Source organism: Streptomyces sp. NBC_00005 (genome assembly GCF_045160215.1).
In the GTDB taxonomy this organism is placed as follows: Bacteria; Actinomycetota; Actinomycetes; order Streptomycetales; family Streptomycetaceae; genus Streptomyces.
Genome location: NZ_CP108316.1, coordinates 6,979,339 through 6,996,494 on the forward strand (window position 1 = coordinate 6,979,339; position 17,156 = coordinate 6,996,494).

The 17,156-nt window shown below is 69.0% G+C and carries 14 protein-coding genes and 2 tRNA genes; 13 read left to right on the forward strand and 3 right to left on the reverse strand.

Features of this window, described 5'->3' with window-relative positions; genetic code table 11:
- Window positions 1-87 precede the first annotated feature (87 nt).
- From OG303_RS32050 to OG303_RS32070, 5 genes are all read left to right on the forward strand, one after another.
- A complete protein-coding gene (locus OG303_RS32050) occupies window positions 88-1,278 on the forward strand; it encodes a PP2C family protein-serine/threonine phosphatase (protein WP_405872755.1) in 1,191 nt (396 codons plus the stop codon).
- Between the two features lie 156 nt (window positions 1,279-1,434).
- Window positions 1,435-2,193, forward strand: a complete 759-nt coding sequence (locus OG303_RS32055; protein WP_405872757.1) for an ABC transporter ATP-binding protein — start codon at window positions 1,435-1,437, stop codon at window positions 2,191-2,193.
- Window positions 2,194-2,198: 5 nt separating this feature from the next.
- Window positions 2,199-2,501 carry a hypothetical protein gene (locus OG303_RS32060; RefSeq protein WP_405872759.1) on the forward strand — a complete coding sequence of 101 codons (303 nt, stop codon included), beginning with the start codon at window positions 2,199-2,201 and terminating at the stop codon, window positions 2,499-2,501.
- On the forward strand, window positions 2,501-4,969 hold the full coding sequence (locus OG303_RS32065) for an FtsX-like permease family protein (protein ID WP_405872760.1): 2,469 nt from the start codon (window positions 2,501-2,503) through the stop codon (window positions 4,967-4,969). Before OG303_RS32060 ends, OG303_RS32065 begins: the two co-directional genes overlap by 1 nt.
- 20 nt (window positions 4,970-4,989) lie before the next feature.
- Complete coding sequence (locus OG303_RS32070; protein ID WP_405877594.1) at window positions 4,990-5,439, forward strand: HD domain-containing protein; 450 nt, start codon at window positions 4,990-4,992, stop codon at window positions 5,437-5,439.
- A 13-nt stretch (window positions 5,440-5,452) separates the two neighbouring features.
- Here OG303_RS32070 and OG303_RS32075 read toward each other — a convergent pair whose 3' ends face one another.
- The gene (locus OG303_RS32075; RefSeq protein ID WP_405872762.1) at window positions 5,453-6,646 is read right to left on the reverse strand and encodes an acyltransferase family protein; all 1,194 of its coding nucleotides are present in this window, start codon (window positions 6,644-6,646) and stop codon (window positions 5,453-5,455) included.
- 615 nt (window positions 6,647-7,261) lie between these two features.
- Here OG303_RS32075 and OG303_RS32080 point away from each other — a divergent pair.
- The gene (locus OG303_RS32080) at window positions 7,262-7,456 is read left to right on the forward strand and encodes a hypothetical protein (protein WP_016435177.1); all 195 of its coding nucleotides are present in this window, start codon (window positions 7,262-7,264) and stop codon (window positions 7,454-7,456) included.
- Between the two features lie 195 nt (window positions 7,457-7,651).
- Here OG303_RS32080 and OG303_RS32085 read toward each other — a convergent pair.
- Window positions 7,652-7,725: transfer RNA gene (locus tag OG303_RS32085), tRNA-Gly, on the reverse strand.
- Window positions 7,726-7,888: 163 nt separating this feature from the next.
- Between OG303_RS32085 and OG303_RS32090 the strand changes: the two genes are divergently transcribed.
- The 6 genes from OG303_RS32090 (at window position 7,889) to OG303_RS32115 (ending at window position 13,199) form a co-directional block, all read left to right on the forward strand.
- Window positions 7,889-7,965 (forward strand) — tRNA-Pro (locus tag OG303_RS32090).
- Window positions 7,966-8,186: 221 nt separating this feature from the next.
- Window positions 8,187-9,584, forward strand: coding sequence for a trigger factor (tig, locus tag OG303_RS32095; protein ID WP_405872764.1), 1,398 nt, complete (start codon window positions 8,187-8,189; stop codon window positions 9,582-9,584).
- 337 nt (window positions 9,585-9,921) lie between these two features.
- Complete coding sequence (locus OG303_RS32100; RefSeq protein ID WP_405877596.1) at window positions 9,922-10,530, forward strand: ATP-dependent Clp protease proteolytic subunit; 609 nt, start codon at window positions 9,922-9,924, stop codon at window positions 10,528-10,530.
- Window positions 10,531-10,580: 50 nt separating this feature from the next.
- Window positions 10,581-11,261, forward strand: coding sequence for an ATP-dependent Clp protease proteolytic subunit (locus tag OG303_RS32105; RefSeq protein ID WP_405872766.1), 681 nt, complete (start codon window positions 10,581-10,583; stop codon window positions 11,259-11,261).
- Between the two features lie 181 nt (window positions 11,262-11,442).
- Window positions 11,443-12,732 carry an ATP-dependent Clp protease ATP-binding subunit ClpX gene (clpX, locus tag OG303_RS32110; RefSeq protein WP_405872768.1) on the forward strand — a complete coding sequence of 430 codons (1,290 nt, stop codon included), beginning with the start codon at window positions 11,443-11,445 and terminating at the stop codon, window positions 12,730-12,732.
- Window positions 12,733-12,926: 194 nt separating this feature from the next.
- Entirely contained in the window at window positions 12,927-13,199 is a 273-nt protein-coding gene (locus OG303_RS32115; RefSeq protein WP_405872770.1) for a hypothetical protein, read from the forward strand.
- A gap of 87 nt (window positions 13,200-13,286) precedes the next feature.
- On the opposite strand, the gene OG303_RS32120 is transcribed toward OG303_RS32115, so the two are convergent.
- On the reverse strand, window positions 13,287-14,258 hold the full coding sequence (locus OG303_RS32120; RefSeq protein ID WP_405872772.1) for a hypothetical protein: 972 nt from the start codon (window positions 14,256-14,258) through the stop codon (window positions 13,287-13,289).
- Window positions 14,259-14,394: 136 nt separating this feature from the next.
- On the opposite strand from OG303_RS32120, the gene OG303_RS32125 reads away from it, so the two are divergent.
- The gene (locus OG303_RS32125) at window positions 14,395-17,019 is read left to right on the forward strand and encodes a valine--tRNA ligase (protein ID WP_405872774.1); all 2,625 of its coding nucleotides are present in this window, start codon (window positions 14,395-14,397) and stop codon (window positions 17,017-17,019) included.
- Window positions 17,020-17,156: the final 137 nt, after the last annotated feature.

The window sequence follows — 17,156 nt, forward strand, 5'->3', positions numbered from 1 at the left end:
AGTTCACTGTGAAGTTGAACCTCGGACGGGGGACAAGTGGGACCTCCCGTGCCAAGCAGCTGGTCCGATGGATAGGGTCCCGAACTAATGGCAGCAGGACGAGAGCGGCGCGCGGAAGCCGAGACGTTCACGGCCCGGTTGAAGATGCAGTGGCACCGGGCCCGCGTCGGCCTGCGCAGAAGCGCTGTCGACTACTTCCGCGGGGACGGTTCGGACTGGGTCGCGCTGGCCGGTCTGCTCGTCACCGTCCCGCTGATCGCGGCCGTCACGCTCGCCAACTCGGTGTGGTGCTCCCCGGCCGCCCTGGTCCTGCCGATCGTGGCGGGCGGCCTGCTCCTGCGCCCCGCGAGCCTGCTGGGTCTGTACGCGGCCGCGGCCACGGCACTGATCGTGGAGTCGGTGAAACTGGGGCCCTACACGGAGGGCCCTTCACGTGTCACCCCGGGCGTCGTGCTGGTGGTCGCCGCCTGTGGCTTCTTCGGTCTGCTCATCGCCCAGTTCCGCAGCCGGGTCGGCGTGCCCTGGCGGCGCGGCGGCACGATGCTCTTCGACCTGCGCGAACGCATCCGGGTGCAGAGCAAGCTCCCGCAGCTGCCGGTGGGTTGGCACCGCGAGATGGCGCTGCGCCCGGCGGGCGGCCAGTCCTTCTCGGGCGACTTCGTGGTCGCGGCCCGCACCAACGGCGGCCGCACGCTCGAAGTCGTCCTGACGGACGTGTCCGGCAAGGGTATGGATGCGGGTTCGCGTGCGCTGCTGCTGTCGGGGGCGTTCGGCGGCCTGCTGGGCTCGCTGCCCCCGCACGCGTTCCTCCCGGCGGCCAACGGCTATCTGCTCCGCCAGGACTGGGACGAGGGCTTCGCCACCTCGATCCACCTGGTCCTGGACCTGGACTCCGGCGACTACGAGCTGTACTCCGCGGGCCACCCGCCGGGTCTCCAGCTCAGCGCGGGCAGCGGACGCTGGGAGGAGAAGGCGGCCGAGGGCCCGCTCCTGGGTGTGTACGACGGTGCGCAGTTCGACCCCGTGAAGGGCTCGCTCCGTCCCGGCGACGTGTTGATGCTGTTCACAGACGGTCTGGTGGAAACGTCCGACCGCGACATCGTGGAGGGCATCGACCGCCTGACCGGAGAGGCCGACCGCTATGTCGCCGGCGGCTTCCACGGCGCCGCCTGGCACCTCATCGAGGCGGTCGCGAAGGACGTCAACGACGACAGGGCGCTGCTGCTGATCTGCAGGGAAGGGCCGACGGCGACCGCTCAGCAGCCGCCGGTGCACTGAGTCCCGGACACAGCACGGTGGGGTTTACCCCCACCCCGATCCGCCAGCCGCCCTCATCGCCCGTCAACCCTCCGAATCCGTACGTTCGAGACATCACCGAAACGGTGCTCCACCGAAGCGGTGCTTCCTCGCATACGGACCGGAAGGACATCCCACATGGCAGGCGACTGGGCCGTGGAACTGCACGGAGTGCACCGGCGCTACGGCCGGGGCCGCACCGCCGTGCACGCCCTGCGCGGTATCGACCTCACCCTCTCCCGCCGCAGCTTCACCGCCGTGATGGGCCCCTCCGGCTCCGGCAAGTCCACGTTCCTGCAGTGCGCGGCCGGCCTGGACCGCCCCACCGCCGGCACCGTCGGCCTCGGCGGCACGGAGATCACCGGCATGAAGGAGAACAAGCTCACGGCGCTGCGCCGCACCCGCCTCGGCTTCGTCTTCCAGGCCTTCAACCTGCTCCCGTCCCTCACGGTCGAGCAGAACGTCGCCCTCCCGACGCGCCTGGCCGGGCACCGCCCCGACCGCCGCCGCACCGCCGAGGTCCTCGCTCAGGTGGGCCTGTCCGACAAGGCCCGTCGCCGCCCCGGCCAGCTCTCCGGCGGCCAGCAGCAGCGCGTCGCCATCGCCCGCGCCCTGGTCACCCACCCGGACGTCGTCTTCGCCGACGAGCCCACCGGCGCCCTGGACACGACGACGGCCGCCGAGATCCTCTCCCTTCTCCGCCAGGCCGTGGACGCCCACGACGCCACGGTCGTCATGGTCACCCACGACCCGTCGGCCGCGGCCTGGGCGGACCGCGTCCTGTTCCTGGCGAACGGCGAGATCGTCGACCACCTGGACCGAGGAACCCCCGCCCAGATCGCGACGCGAATGACGACCCTCACGAGTCCGCCCGCATACGCGCAAACGGCAGCGTGAATCCGATGACCACTCCCGCCCCCGCCGACGCCGCTCAGCCGATCACCGCGTCGGCTGCCGCCGCGCCCGCGGACGGTGTTCAGCCGATCACCGCGTCGGTTGCCGCCGCGCCCGCGGACGGTGTTCAGCCGATCACCGGGTCGGCTGCCGCCGCACCCGCGGACGGTGTTCAGCCGATCACCGGGTCGGCTGCCGCCGTGCCCGCGGACGGTGTTCAGCCGATCACCGGGTCGGCTGCCGCCGCACCCGCCGACGGTGTTCAGCCTCCACCGGAGCCACCCGCACCCGACACCAACCGGAAGCCCTGATGCTCACCCCCAACGGCCTGGCCCGCGCAGCACTCCGCTTTCGCCCGTCCGCGTTCGTCGGCACCTTCATCGCCTTCGCGATGGCCGCCATGGTCGTGTCGGCCTGCGGCATCCTCCTGGAGACGGGCTTGCGCGCCACCGTCCCGCCCGCCCGCTACGCCGCCGCCCCGGTAGTGGCCGCCGCCGAGCAGACCGCCCCCTACGGCCACGGCGACGACGCGGACAGCGAGCCGGTCCCCGACCGTGCCCGCCTCGACGCCTCCCTGGTCGCGAAGGCGGCCTCAACCCCCGGTGCCCGTACGGCAGTCGCCGACGTCACGTTCCCCGTAAGCGGCCCGCAGGGCACCCTCACCGCCCACAACTGGGCCTCCACCGCCTTCACCGCCGAGAAACTCACCGCCGGCCGCCCGCCGCACCCCGGGGAGGTCGTTCTCGCCGACAACAAGGGCACGGTCGGCGCCCACGTCACCCTCACCACCCCGCAGGGCTCGCACACCTACCGTGTTTCCGGCACAGCCAACACCCTCCCCCACGCTCGAACAACCTCGCGCGGGGGGACCCCCATCGCCACAGCCTGGTTCGCCGACGACGAGGCCGTACGGATCTCCGGCCACCCCGGCCGTATCGACGCGATCGCCGTACTCCCCGAGCCCGGCGTCGCCACCGGCACTCTCGCGTCCCGGGTCGAGCACGCCCTCAGCACCAAGGCCGAAGTACACACGGGGAACGCCCGTGGCGCCGTGGAGGCCCCCGCCCTCGGCGAGGCCAAGGAGATGCTCACCGGTATCGGCGGTTCCTTCGGCGGCGTCGCCACCATGGTCGCCGTCTTCACCGCCGCCGGCACCGTCGCGCTCGCCGTGGGCCAACGCGCCCGCGAATTCGCCCTGTTGCGCGCCATCGGCACCACCCCCCGCCAGATCCGCCGCACGATCGCCACCGAGACCCTCCTGGTCGCCCCCCTCGCCGCCGCCCTCGGCTGCCTGCCCGGAATCGCCCTGGCCCGCTGGTGGTTCGGACAGCTCCAGGACAAGGGCGCGGTCCCGGAGCCCGTCGACCTCTCCGTCTCCTGGATCCCGCTGGTCTCCGCGATCGGCGCGGTCCTCCTGACCGCCCTCCTCTCCGGATACATGGCCGCCCACCGCAGCTCCCGCATCAAGCCGGGCCAGGCGATCAGCGAGGCGTCCGTGGAGCGGCTGCGCCCCGGCTGGATCCGCACACCGCTCGGTATCGCCGCCGCGGCCGGCGGTTTCGTCTGCGCGGGCCTCTCCGCCTCCCTCACCGGCGACGACGCGGCCAACGCGGCGCTCGGCATCGTCGTCCTCTTCATGCTCTCCGTGGCGCTGCTCGGCCCCTTCATCGCCCGCGCCTGCGCCGCCCTGTTCGGGCTCCCGCTGCGCGGCGCGAGCGCCTCCGCCGTGCTGGCGGCCGCCAACTCCCGTACGAACGCCCGCCGTCTGGCCTCCGCGATCACTCCGATCGTGCTCGCCATGGCGTTCTCCTCCGTGCTGATCTTCATGCAGACCAGCACGGACCACGTCACCGCCGACCAGCAGCACGCCGGCATCACCGCCGACCACATCGTCACCGCGGACCCGGGCCTGACCCCGGACGCCGTACGACGGGCCGAGCGCACCCCCGAAGTCACCGCCGCCGTCGGCCTGTTGAAGACCAGCGTGCTCGTCCCGGGCTCCGGCGGCCTGGAGTCGGTCTCCGCACAGGGCGTCACGGGATCGGCGAGCGCCCTGTCCGCCGTACAGGACCTGGACGTCGGGCACGGCCGGCTCTCCCTGAAGCAGGGCGAGATCGCCGTGGACGCGTCGCTCGCCGACAACGCCCACGTCAAGGTCGGCGACCGCCTCCACCTCCGCCTCCCCGACGGCACCAGGGCCGCGCCGGTGGTCGTGGCGACGTACGGACGAGGCATGGGCCTGTCCGAGGTGACGATGAACCGCACCGCCCTGGCCACCCACGTCACCTCCGCCTACGACACCGAGCTGTGGACGAAGGGCGGAACGGCGGCCGGGCTCAAGGCATTCGGCACCGTCCTCGACCGCGGCGACTACACCACCGCCCAGTCCCTGGACCGCGAGCTCAACGCCTGGGCCAACTCCGTGATGGCCGGCGTCCTCGGCGGCTTCGCGGCCGTCGCCGCCGTCAACACCCTGGTGATGACCGTCCTCGACCGCCGCCGCGAACTCGGCACGCTCCGCCTCATCGGCTCCACCCGCCGCCAGGTGCTGCGCATGATCCGCTGGGAGGCCCTCCTGGTCGCCCTCGCGGGCATCGCCCTCGGCACGGCCATCGCGCTGGCCACGCTGGTGCCGATGATGAAGGGGCTGACCGGGCAGGGGCCGTACATACCCCCGCTGGTGTACGGCTCGTTCGCCGGCGCGATCGTCGTCCTCGGCGTGACGGCGGCGACCGTCCCGGCCCGCGCGGCCCTGCGCAAGGAGACACTGGAGGAGTGACCGGAACCTCCCGTACGCCGATGACCCTGGCCGAAGTCGAGGCCACCGCCCGTGCCGCCCACGAAGGGCAGACCGACAAGGCGGGGCGGCCGTACGCCGAGCACCTCCGGGCCGTCGCCGAGGGCGTATGCGCGCGTGGCGGCGACGAGGAGCAGATCGCGGCGGCCTGGCTGCACGACGCCGTCGAGGACGACGCGCTCTCCGAACAGTGGCTGCACGAGGCCGCGTTGAGCCGCCGTACCAAGGACATCGTGCTCGCGGTCACCAAGCGGGCGGGGGAGGGGCCCCAGGAGTACGCCGGGCGGATCCTCGCCACGCCGGGCGCACTGCTGGTGAAGGAGGCGGACCTGGCGCACAACGCGGACCCGGCCCGCCTCGCCCGCCTGGACGACGAGGCGACCCGCACACGACTGACCGAGAAGTACACGCGGATGCGCACACTTCTCGGTCTGGAACAGCCGTCGCTCTAGGCGGCCGGGCGGACTAGGCGTTGGCCATCTCGCGCTGTTGCTGTTGCTTCTTCTCGCGCTGCTCGCGTTCGCGGGCCAGCTCGGCCGCGTCGCGCTTGAAGGCCCACTTCATCTCGGGCTCCATGGCGAACCTGAACACCCGCTGCACGGGAGGCGTGCACAACACCGTGACTATGGCAGCCGCAGCAACCGTCACCGCGATCTCGCCGAGCGGCTTGCGCATCCACCCGTGGTCGAACCAGCCGTAGAAGTCACCGGCCTTGACCACGAAACCGTGCAGCAGATAGCCGTACAGCGTGCCCGCGCCGAGCGCCGTGAACCACATCCTGCGGCGCGGCACCCAGGCGAAGAAGCAGGCGGTCAGCAGCAGCGAGCAGCCGAACAGGGCGAGCACCATGACCGGCCCGGTCCACCACGGAGCCGCCAACTCCTGGGCGGCGTCACGGTGGTAGAACCACGCGGTGTTCATGCGCGGCACCGCCCACCAGCCGAAGACCAGCGCGGCCGCGACGACCGGCACAGACAGGATCCGCATCCTGCGCGTGCGCACCATCTGGAAGTGCTCGGGCTTCATGCACAGGCCCAGCACGAAGTACGGCAGGAACTGCAGCACGCGCTGAAGGTCGAGGTCGTCGCCGATCTCCGGCGAGACCGCCCCGAACATCGCGACACCGAGCGCGATGGGCAGCGGCCAGCGCACGCACTTCCACAGCGGGGTCGTCAGACGCCAGATGAACAGCGCCATCAGGAACCAGGTGAGGTACCAGGGGTCGAGCAGACTGACCGTCATGCTCGGATCGTGGTCGCCGTAGCGCTTGAAGAGGGAGTACGCGGTCTCGAAGAGGACGTACGGCACGAGCACGCCGGTGACCAGGCGCCGGAGGCGGTCGGGGCGCATGTCGAAACTGCGCGAGAAGTAGCCGGAGATGATGATGAACGCCGGCATGTGGAAGCTGTACACGACGGTGTACACGCCTTCCAGGACGCGGCTGTCACCCTTCAGCGGCTCCCAGGAGTGGCCCATCGCCACCAGCACGATCGCCAGGTACTTCGCGTTGTCGAAGAACGCGTCGCGCTGCTTGCCGGGTTTGCGGGTTTTCGTCTGCTGTTCGTGCGGTGAGCGCGGACTCGGCACTCCCGACGCCGGCGACTGTGCCGGAGGGAGCGGCGCTCTGTTGTGGCCGTGAGGTCGCAACGAGTTCGTCACAGACCCTCCCCCCAGAAACTGGGGGAGACGATCCTGAACCTCGCTGCACGTGCGGGGGACGAGGCAGCGTGAAACATCTGAGGCACCCTAGCGTCGTCTGTGGGTTTTCGTAAAACTCTCCACGTCATTCCTGCTTATACGCTTCGGGTACCCGCCATTTGCCCAAGTTGGCACGCCAGTTGACGTGACGGTCAACACACCATTACATGTCCCGGTTGTCACGACTCGTCCTGACTAAACGGCGCATATGACCAGGGGGCGACTCTGGTGGAATGTCCGCTTCATTAGCCTTTAGTGGGGCCGTTGTTGGTGGCTCGGGTGTGCCCGTACCAACAATTCGAAATGCCTACGAACGCGTTGTGTGGACATGGAAACGATCCCGCCGAATTTCCTGTGCGGGTGCCCTCTCGAATTGCTGTGCGGGGGGCGGGTGTTGGGGCTCTCCCGCGGCACGCGTCCGCATGGTCCGGGCAAAGGTCCGGCACAGGTGTGGCCGACGATGCCCCACCTGCCGCATAGAGGGGCCCTGTTGGTGGCACGATGGTTCTGGCGGGAGTGCGCGGGGCTGGCACCCCCGGGCCGGGAGAGCGGACCGACCGTAGGGTGTGATCAGTTGTGGCCATTTCGCTGTCAGTGGTGCTGCTGTTGGCGATCATCCTGGTGGTGTTGATCCGGGGAGGATCGATCAAGGCCGGCCCCGCCATCGTCGCGGTGCTGTTCGGCTTCTTCCTCGCCTCGACAGGCATGGCCCCGTCGATCAACCGTTTCCTCAACTCGATAGCGGAGACGATCAACTCGATCAGCTTCTGAGCCGGCCGACCCGGCCGGCCCCGCCGGGGTCGTCGTCGGCGCCTTGGAGGCGCCGACGGGCTGCGGCGCGCTGATCCCCGCGGTCGGCGGGATCCGGTATGCGCATGACCGCCGGCTCCTCGCCCGCTGCCTCATGCGAAACGATCAGGGCCGGGCCCGGAGGAACATTCCTCCGGGCCCGGCCCTGATACGTAATGGAGCGGGCGACGGGAATCGAACCCGCGTAGCTAGTTTGGAAGACTAGGGCTCTACCATTGAGCTACGCCCGCACAGCACGCGCCGCAGGTCAGGTGACCGCGGCACACAAGGCATCGTAGCGGGTCGGACGTGCTCGGCGCACACTCCGGCGCCGCCCGCGCCGACGTATCGCAGGCGCTCACGAAATGCGGCAGCCGCACTGCCTGCGGGCATGTACCCTACGTTCGCACCAGACGGGGTGTGGCGCAGCTTGGTAGCGCGTCCGCTTTGGGAGCGGAAGGCCGTGGGTTCAAATCCCGCCACCCCGACCACGACCGGTCAACACCGGCCACCCCGCGATCACCTCGCTTGATCGCCTTTGGGGCGTTCGGCGGCTGCGGTTACTATGCAAGCTGCGCGCTCGTGTGTCTCTTCCGCAGGAATCCACCGGACATCCACTGGTGAACCTCCGGACGTCCTCCGGGCGGCTAAATCCGCCGGGCCATTCTGGCTCCGGCAGAAACCAAGAAGTCAGCCACAAGGAGACCGAACCGTGAAGAGCGCCGTGGAGACCCTGAACCCGACCCGGGTTCGGCTCACTGTCGAGGTGCCCTTCGAGGAGCTCAAGGACAGCCTCGACGCGGCGTACAAGAAGATCAACCAGCAGGTCACGGTGAAGGGCTTCCGGAAGGGCAAGATCCCGGCGCGCGTCATCGACCAGCGGTTCGGCCGCGGTGCGGTCCTGGAGGAGGCGGTCAACGACGCGCTTCCGAAGTTCTACACCGAGGCGGTCAACGAGGCCGAGCTCAACGTCCTGGGCCAGCCCGAGGTCGACATCACGGAGCTGAAGGACGGCGAGACGCTGAACTTCACCGCCGAGGTCGACATCCGCCCCGCCCTCGAGATCCCGGACTACTCCGGCATCGAGGTCGAGGTCGACGCCGTCGAGGTCAGCGAGGAGGACATCGACAAGTCGGTCGAGCAGCTCCGCGAGCGCTTCGCCTCGACCTCCCCGGTCGAGCGCGCCGCCGAGGACGGCGACGTCGTCACGATCGACCTGGAGGCCAAGGTCGAGGGCGAGGTCCTGGAGGACGGCGTCGCCAGCGGCGTCTCCTACACCATCGGCTCCGGTGAGCTGCTGGACGGCATCGACGACGCCGTGAAGGGCCTGGAGGCCGGTGGCGAGGCCACCTTCGCCTCCGAGCTCAAGGGCGGCTCGGCGGCCGGCAAGGAGGCCGAGGTCACCGTCAAGGTCACCCAGGTCGCCGCGCGCGAACTGCCCGAGCTGGACGACGACTTCGCGCAGCTCGCCTCCGAGTTCGACACCCTCGACGAGCTGAAGGCCGACAGCCGCAAGCGCCTCGAGAACATGAAGCAGTACGACCAGGCCACGCAGGCCCAGGAGCGCGTCCTGGAGAAGCTGCTCGAGCTGGTCGAGGTCCCGGTCCCCGAGAAGCTGCTCGAGGACGAGATCAACACCCGTAAGCACAACCTCGAGCACCACCAGCTCGGCCAGATGGGCCTCGACCTCGAGAAGTACCTCGAGATCCAGGGCAAGACGGTCGAGGAGTTCGACACCGAGACCAAGGAAGCCGCGGTCAAGGGCATCAAGACGCAGTTCGTCCTCGACGAGCTGGTCAAGCAGGAGAAGCTGAACGTCAACCAGGAGGAGCTCACCGAGCACCTCATGCGGCGCGCGGCCTCCTCCGGCATGTCCCCCGACGAGTTCGCCCAGGCGGTCGTCGAGGGCGGCCAGGTTCCGCTCCTGGTCGGCGAGGTCGCCCGCGGCAAGGCCCTTGCGGTCGTCGTCGAGGCCGCCACGGTCAAGGACACCAATGGCGAGGTCGTCGACCTCGACGACGAGGACGAGACGGAGACGGCCACCGAGGCCGCCGCCGAGTCCACGGACGACGCTGCCGCCGAGGCGGAGGCGGAGAAGACAGAGGGCTGACGCCCGCGGCGCCTTTGAACGTCGTAGGAAGGGCCCTGGGGACGCACACCCCCGGGGCCCTTCTGCCATACGGCCGGGAACGCACCCGGAAGGGGCGCGGGGAACCGCGCGAACGGCCACGGCGGACCCGCAGTCGTCCACGCACCAAAAGTCACCACGGCGCTACGCCCCCGGCGAACAGCCCCTACTCCGGGATTCCTCGAAGGGACCCGCGCGTTAGGGTCCATGAATACGGGGGCAGAGAACCCGGCGAAACCGCCGGAGGCCCCCCGCAGGGAACACGTGAAGACGGCCCGGCGCCGTCGTAAGACGAGCAGGTGGATACGTGACGAATCTGATGCCCTCCGCCGCCGGCGAGCCTTCCATCGGTGGTGGCCTCGGCGACCAGGTCTACAACCGGCTGCTCAACGAGCGGATCATCTTCCTCGGCCAGCCGGTCGACGACGACATCGCGAACAAGATCACCGCACAGCTTCTGCTCCTTGCCGCGGCCGACCCCGACAAGGACATCAACCTCTACATCAACAGCCCGGGCGGCTCGATCACGGCCGGCATGGCGATCTACGACACCATGCAGTTCATCAAGAACGACGTGATGACGATCGCTATGGGCCTCGCCGCGTCCATGGGCCAGTTCCTGCTCAGCGCGGGCACCCCGGGCAAGCGGTTCGCCCTCCCGAACGCCGAGATCCTGATCCACCAGCCCTCCGCCGGCCTGGCCGGTTCGGCCTCGGACATCAAGATCCACGCCGAGCGGCTGCTGCACACCAAGAAGCGCATGGCCGAGCTCACGTCCCAGCACACGGGCCAGACCGTCGAGCAGGTCACCCGTGACTCGGACCGCGACCGCTGGTTCGACCCCGAGGAGGCCAAGGCGTACGGCCTCATCGACGACGTCATCAGCACAGCTGCCGGCATCCCGGGCGGCGGCGGCACCGGGGCCTGATGCCCCCGCACAGCCCCCAGCCGACCGCCTCAGCCCCTAGGAGAGAGACAGTGAACGACTTCCCCGGCAGCGGCCTGTACGACCGCACAAGCGCCGAGTACACGGGCCCCTCCGCGGAGTCCCGCTATGTGATCCCGCGTTTCGTCGAGCGCACCTCGCAGGGCATCCGCGAGTACGACCCGTACGCGAAGCTCTTCGAGGAGCGCGTGATCTTCCTCGGCGTCCAGATCGACGACGCCTCCGCCAACGACGTCATGGCGCAGCTGCTGTGCCTGGAGTCGATGGACCCCGACCGGGACATCTCGGTCTACATCAACAGCCCCGGCGGCTCCTTCACCGCGCTGACTGCGATCTACGACACGATGCAGTTCGTGAAGCCGGACATCCAGACGGTCTGCATGGGCCAGGCGGCCTCCGCCGCGGCCATCCTGCTGGCCGCCGGTACGCCCGGCAAGCGCATGGCGCTGCCGAACGCCCGCGTGCTGATCCACCAGCCCTACAGCGAGACGGGCCGCGGTCAGGTCTCGGACCTCGAGATCGCCGCCAACGAGATCCTCCGGATGCGCGCGCAGCTGGAGGAGATGCTGGCCAAGCACTCCACCACGCCGATCGAGAAGATCCGCGAGGACATCGAGCGCGACAAGATCCTCACGGCCGAGGACGCGCTGGCGTACGGACTGGTCGACCAGATCATCTCCACCCGGAAGATGAACAACGCGTCCGTCCGCTGACGCGGAGGCTGTAATGTCTGCCGCCCCTTGGCGCACGGTTGACCCGGTTTGACACGCTGCACGTCAAAGTGAACCGCGCCAAGGGGGGCCCGAACGGGGGGCCCGGCAAGGTACCGTCGGATTAAGGCAGCACCAGGAGCCGCTGGATCTAGGCGTCTCCCAGGCGAAGGGGAAGCACACCGTGGCACGCATCGGTGACGGCGGCGATCTGCTCAAGTGCTCGTTCTGTGGCAAGAGCCAGAAGCAGGTCAAGAAGCTCATCGCAGGGCCTGGTGTGTACATCTGCGACGAGTGCATCGATCTCTGCAACGAGATCATCGAGGAAGAGCTCGCGGAGACGAGCGAGGTGCGCTGGGAGGAACTCCCCAAGCCCCGCGAGATCTACGAGTTCCTCGAGGGCTACGTGGTGGGCCAGGAGCCCGCGAAGAAGGCCCTCTCCGTGGCGGTCTACAACCACTACAAGCGCGTCCAGGCCGGCGAGAACGGCGGCGGCAACGGCCGTGACGACGCGATCGAGTTGGCGAAGTCCAACATCCTGCTGCTCGGCCCCACGGGCTCGGGCAAGACCCTCCTGGCCCAGACCCTGGCCCGGATGCTGAACGTCCCGTTCGCCATCGCCGACGCGACGGCGCTGACGGAGGCGGGCTACGTGGGCGAGGACGTCGAGAACATCCTGCTCAAGCTGATCCAGGCGGCGGACTACGACGTCAAGAAGGCCGAGACCGGGATCATCTACATCGACGAGATCGACAAGGTCGCGAGGAAGAGTGAAAACCCTTCCATCACCCGCGACGTGTCGGGCGAGGGCGTGCAGCAGGCCCTGCTGAAGATCCTCGAAGGTACGACGGCCTCGGTCCCGCCGCAGGGTGGTCGCAAGCACCCCCACCAGGAGTTCATCCAGATCGACACGACGAACGTCCTGTTCATCGTGGGCGGCGCGTTCTCGGGCCTGGAGAAGATCATCGAGTCCCGGGCGGGCGCCAAGGGCATCGGCTTCGGGGCGACGATCCGCTCGAAGCGCGAGCTGGAGGCCAAGGACCAGTTCGAGGACGTCATGCCGGAGGACCTGGTCAAGTTCGGCATGATCCCCGAGTTCATCGGTCGCCTCCCCGTCATCACCTCGGTCCACAACCTGGACCGCGAGGCCCTGCTCCAGATCCTGGTGGAGCCGCGCAACGCCCTGGTGAAGCAGTACCAGCGCCTGTTCGAACTCGACGGTGTGGAGCTGGACTTCGAGCGCGAGGCCCTGGAGGCCATCGCCGACCAGGCCATCCTCCGCCAGACCGGCGCCCGCGGCCTGCGCGCCATCATGGAGGAAGTCCTCCAGGGCGTGATGTACGAGATCCCGTCCCGCAAGGACGTGGCCCGCGTCGTCATCACGGCGGACGTCGTCCACTCGAACGTCAACCCGACGCTGATCCCGCGGGACGCGCGCAACGGGCGGGGGCCGGGGGAGCAGAAGACGGCCTGAGTGGTCCCATACATCCGAGAGGTGCCCGGTGCTGAAGGAAGCGCCGGGCACCTCGTCTGTCTCGGACAACGGACGAAAGGATCACGCCAGGTTGACGCCGAGCCCGGGAGCGGCGCCCGGTTGGTGATCTAGTGGACCCGACCGCATCGATTGCCAGTTGAGTGATCGGTGGAATGAAAACGGGAGGGATCCACATGAGGCTGCTGAAGGCCAAGAGACTCTTGGCTGCAGCGAGCGTGGTGGCCGCAGCGGGAGTCGTGCCGCTGGTGATGGCTACGCCGGCGAGTGCCAACCAGAGCACGTGTGTGAACTACATAGGGGACCACGGCTACATAGTTGGTCCGAAGGTCCGGGCGGCGTGCAGTCACGGGCACACCGGCCCTGCTCCGAGCACGCTGTGTGTGACCGGCCTCATCAACGCCGGCGTGCACGACGACGACGCGTTGCCTGCCTGCCGTGTGGCCTGAACGGCCGAAACGCTGAGCAGGAAACAGGGGCGTCCCACGCCATTTCGCGGGACGCCCCTGGTCGGTAGGTACGTTACTGAACAGGGATCAAGCCTTGACGCGGACGTCGTTGCGGAGCTTGGCCGCAATGGACGACGTGTTGTCCACCGAGCCGCCGTTGCCGGAGGCGAAGTCGGCGATGCTGACCGCCGTGACCACGGCGACGGTGCTGTGGTCGCCCCAGACGCACATCGGCATCTTGATGGTCTTGGCGGCGCCGGCGCCCGAGGTCGATGAGTCATTCTGGATCTCGGCCACCTGGCACTTCATGATGCCGTTGGAGAAGCCGGACGGGTGGACCGTCTCGGGGCTGCCGATCATCTTGCCGCCGGACTCGCTGTCCTTCTGGGACTCCGACTTGACCTTGGCGAACATGGCATCGACGACGGCCTCGGGGTCGTCGATGGTGCCGTAAACACCGCTGAAGGAAAGGTTGTTCGCGCTGAGGCCGGTGCCCTTCGCATAGCCCGCGCTGACGTCCTTCGGGTCCTTCACACCCCACTTCTCGAAGTCCGCCTTGTCATCGGCCGTCATCGAGTCTGCGGAGCCGGCGCCGTCCGACTTCTTGTACTCGCCGTTGATCACCGTCGCCGGCGTCGTCAGCTTGTGCGCCCCGTCGTCGGTGATGCCCGAACCGCCGCCGGCGCCGCCACCCCCGCCGATCACGAAGTACGCCCCGACCCCGATCGCGGCCACGACCGCCACCGCGCCGATGATCAGGCCCGTCTTCTTGCCGCCACCACCGCTGGGCACGGGCGGCTGCGGGACCGTGTACTGCTGCTGGCCGTACGGGTCCTGGCCGTAGGGAGGCTGCTGGCCGTACTGCGGGGCCTGCGGCGGCACGCCCTGCGGGGGCTGCTGCGGGTAGCCGTAGCCCGGCTGGGCCGGAGGGGCCTGCTGAGGGTAGCCATAGCCGGGCTGGGGGGCCTGCGGCGGCTGCTGGCCGTAGGGGCCCGGCTGGCCGTACGGCCCGGGCTGCTGAGGCTGCCCGCCGTACGGGCCCGGCTGGTTGTGACTCATTACTGGGTTCCCCTCCAGATGCTTACGTGTTCCCGACATCCTGGCGTAGAGCGGGAGTGCGCGTTCCATCGGGGGGCGCACCGTTACAGAACAAACGCGTTTCGGGACACCCCCGAGACACCCCTAAACTGAGCCCGTGACCGAGAACGCTCAGCAGCAGCCACCAGCGCCCAACACCGAACTGCCGACCCAGTACGCGCCGGCCGACGTAGAGGGCCCGCTGTACGAGCGCTGGGTGGAGCGTGGTTACTTCGAGGCGGACGCGAAGAGCGAGAAGCCGCCGTACACCATCGTCATTCCGCCGCCGAACGTCACCGGCTCGCTGCACCTCGGGCATGCCTTCGAGCACACCCTCATCGACGCAGTCACCCGCCGCAAGCGCATGCAGGGCTACGAGACGCTGTGGCAGCCGGGCATGGACCACGCCGGCATCGCGACGCAGAACGTCGTCGAGCGCGAGCTCGGCAAGGAGGGCAAGTCCCGCCACGACCTGGGCCGTGAGGCGTTCGTCGAGCGCGTCTGGCAGTGGAAGGGCGAGTCCGGCGGGCAGATCTCCGGGCAGATGCGGCGCCTCGGTGACGGTGTCGCCTGGTCCCGCGAGCGCTTCACCATGGACGAAGGGCTGTCCCAGGCCGTTCAGACCATCTTCAAGCGGCTCTACGACGACGAGTTGATCTACCGCGCCGAGCGCATCATCAACTGGTGTCCGCGCTGTCTCACCGCGATCTCCGACATCGAGGTCGAGTACCAGGACGACGACGGCGAGCTCGTCTCGATGAAGTACGGCGAGGGGGACGACACCATCGTCGTCGCCACCACCCGTGCCGAGACCATGCTCGGTGACACCGCCGTCGCCGTTCACCCCGAGGACGAGCGCTACAAGCACCTGGTCGGCAAGCTCATCAAGCTGCCGCTGACCGACCGTTCCATCCCCGTCGTCGCCGACGAGCACGTCGACCCCGAGTTCGGCACCGGCGCCGTCAAGGTCACCCCGGCCCACGACCCGAACGACTTCGAGATCGGGCAGCGGCACGACCTGCCGGCCATCACGGTCATGGACGAGCACGCGGTCATCACCGCGCACGGCCCCTTCCAGGGCCTGGACCGGCTGGAGGCCCGCTCCGCGATCGTCGCCGCGCTGCGCGCCGAGGGCCGGATCGTCGCCGAGAAGCGGCCGTACGTCCACAGCGTCGGCCACTGCTCGCGCTGCAAGACCACCATCGAGCCCCGCCTGTCCATGCAGTGGTGGGTCAAGGTCGGCCCGCTCGCGAAGGCCGCCGGTGACGCGGTCCGCGAGGGCAAGGTCAAGATCCACCCGCAGGAGATGGAGAAGCGGTACTTCGACTGGGTCGACAACCTCCACGACTGGTGTATTTCACGGCAGTTGTGGTGGGGTCACCGCATTCCGGTCTGGTACGGCCCGGAAGGTGAAGTCGTCTGCGTCGGCCCCGACGAGGAGCCGCCGAGCGGCGAGGGCTGGCGTCAGGACACCGACGTCCTCGACACCTGGTTCTCCTCCGGCCTGTGGCCGTTCTCCACGCTCGGCTGGCCCGAACAGACCGAATCGCTCGCCAAGTTCTACCCGAACTCCATCCTGGTCACCGGCTACGACATCCTCTTCTTCTGGGTCGCCCGGATGATGATGTTCGGCCTGTACGCGATGGACGGCACCCCGCCGTTCCACACGATCGCCCTGCACGGCATGGTCCGCGACCAGTTCGGCAAGAAGATGTCGAAGTCCTTCGGCAACGCGGTCAACCCGCTGGACTGGATGGACAAGTACGGCTCCGACGCGCTCCGGTTCACGCTCGCGCGCGGTGCCAACCCCGGCGTCGACGTCCCGATCGGCGAGGACTGGGTCCAGGGCTCCCGCAACTTCGCCAACAAGATCTGGAACGCCACGCGCTTCGCGCTCATGAACGGCGCGACGGTCGACGGCCCGCTGCCGGACGCGTCGGAGATGTCCTCGACCGACCGCTGGATCCTCTCCCGCCTCAACTCGGTCGTCGCCGAAGTCGACGCGCTCTACGAGGACTACCAGTTCGCGAAGTTGTCGGACGCCCTCTTCCACTTCGCGTGGGACGAGGTCTTCGACTGGTACGTCGAGCTGTCCAAGACGACGTTCCAGGCGGGCGGCGAGCCGGCCGAGGTCTCGAAGCGCGTCCTCGGCGAGGTCCTCGACGTCACCCTCAAGCTCCTCCACCCGGTCGTCCCCTTCGTCACGGAGACGCTGTGGACCACCCTCACCGGTGGCGAGTCGGTCGTCATCGCGACCTGGCCGCAGGACAGTGGCTTCCGGGACGCGGCCGCCGAGAAGGAGATCGAGACGCTCCAGTCGGTCATCACCGAGGTGCGCCGCTTCCGCGCCGACCAGGGTCTGCAGCCGGGCCAGCGCGTCCCGGCCCGCCTGACCCTCGACGGCACGGCGCTGGCGCCCCACGAGGCGGCCATCCGCCAGCTGCTGCGCCTGCAGCCGGAGGGCGACTCCTTCACGGCCACGGCGACCCTGCCGGTCGGCGGCGCGGAGGTCGCCCTGGACCTCTCCGGCACGATCGACGTGGCGGCCGAGCGCAAGCGCCTGGCGAAGGACCTAGCGGCCGCCGAGAAGGAGAAGGCCCAGGCGAACGCCAAGCTCGGCAACGAGGCCTTCCTCGCGAAGGCCCCGGACAACGTCGTGGACAAGATCCGCGGCCGCCTGGCGAAGGCGGACGAGGACATCACGCGGATCCTGGCCCAGCTGGAGCGCCTGCCGGAAGCGTGAGTCATTCACGCAGCGGGCGTGAGTCGTTTTGCGCAACTGCAGGCGCCCGGCACTGTCTCAGTGCCGGGCGCCTGCAGTTCCCCGAGGGGTGCGGGGAACTGCGCGATCAGCCACACACAACCCGCACCTGCCCGACC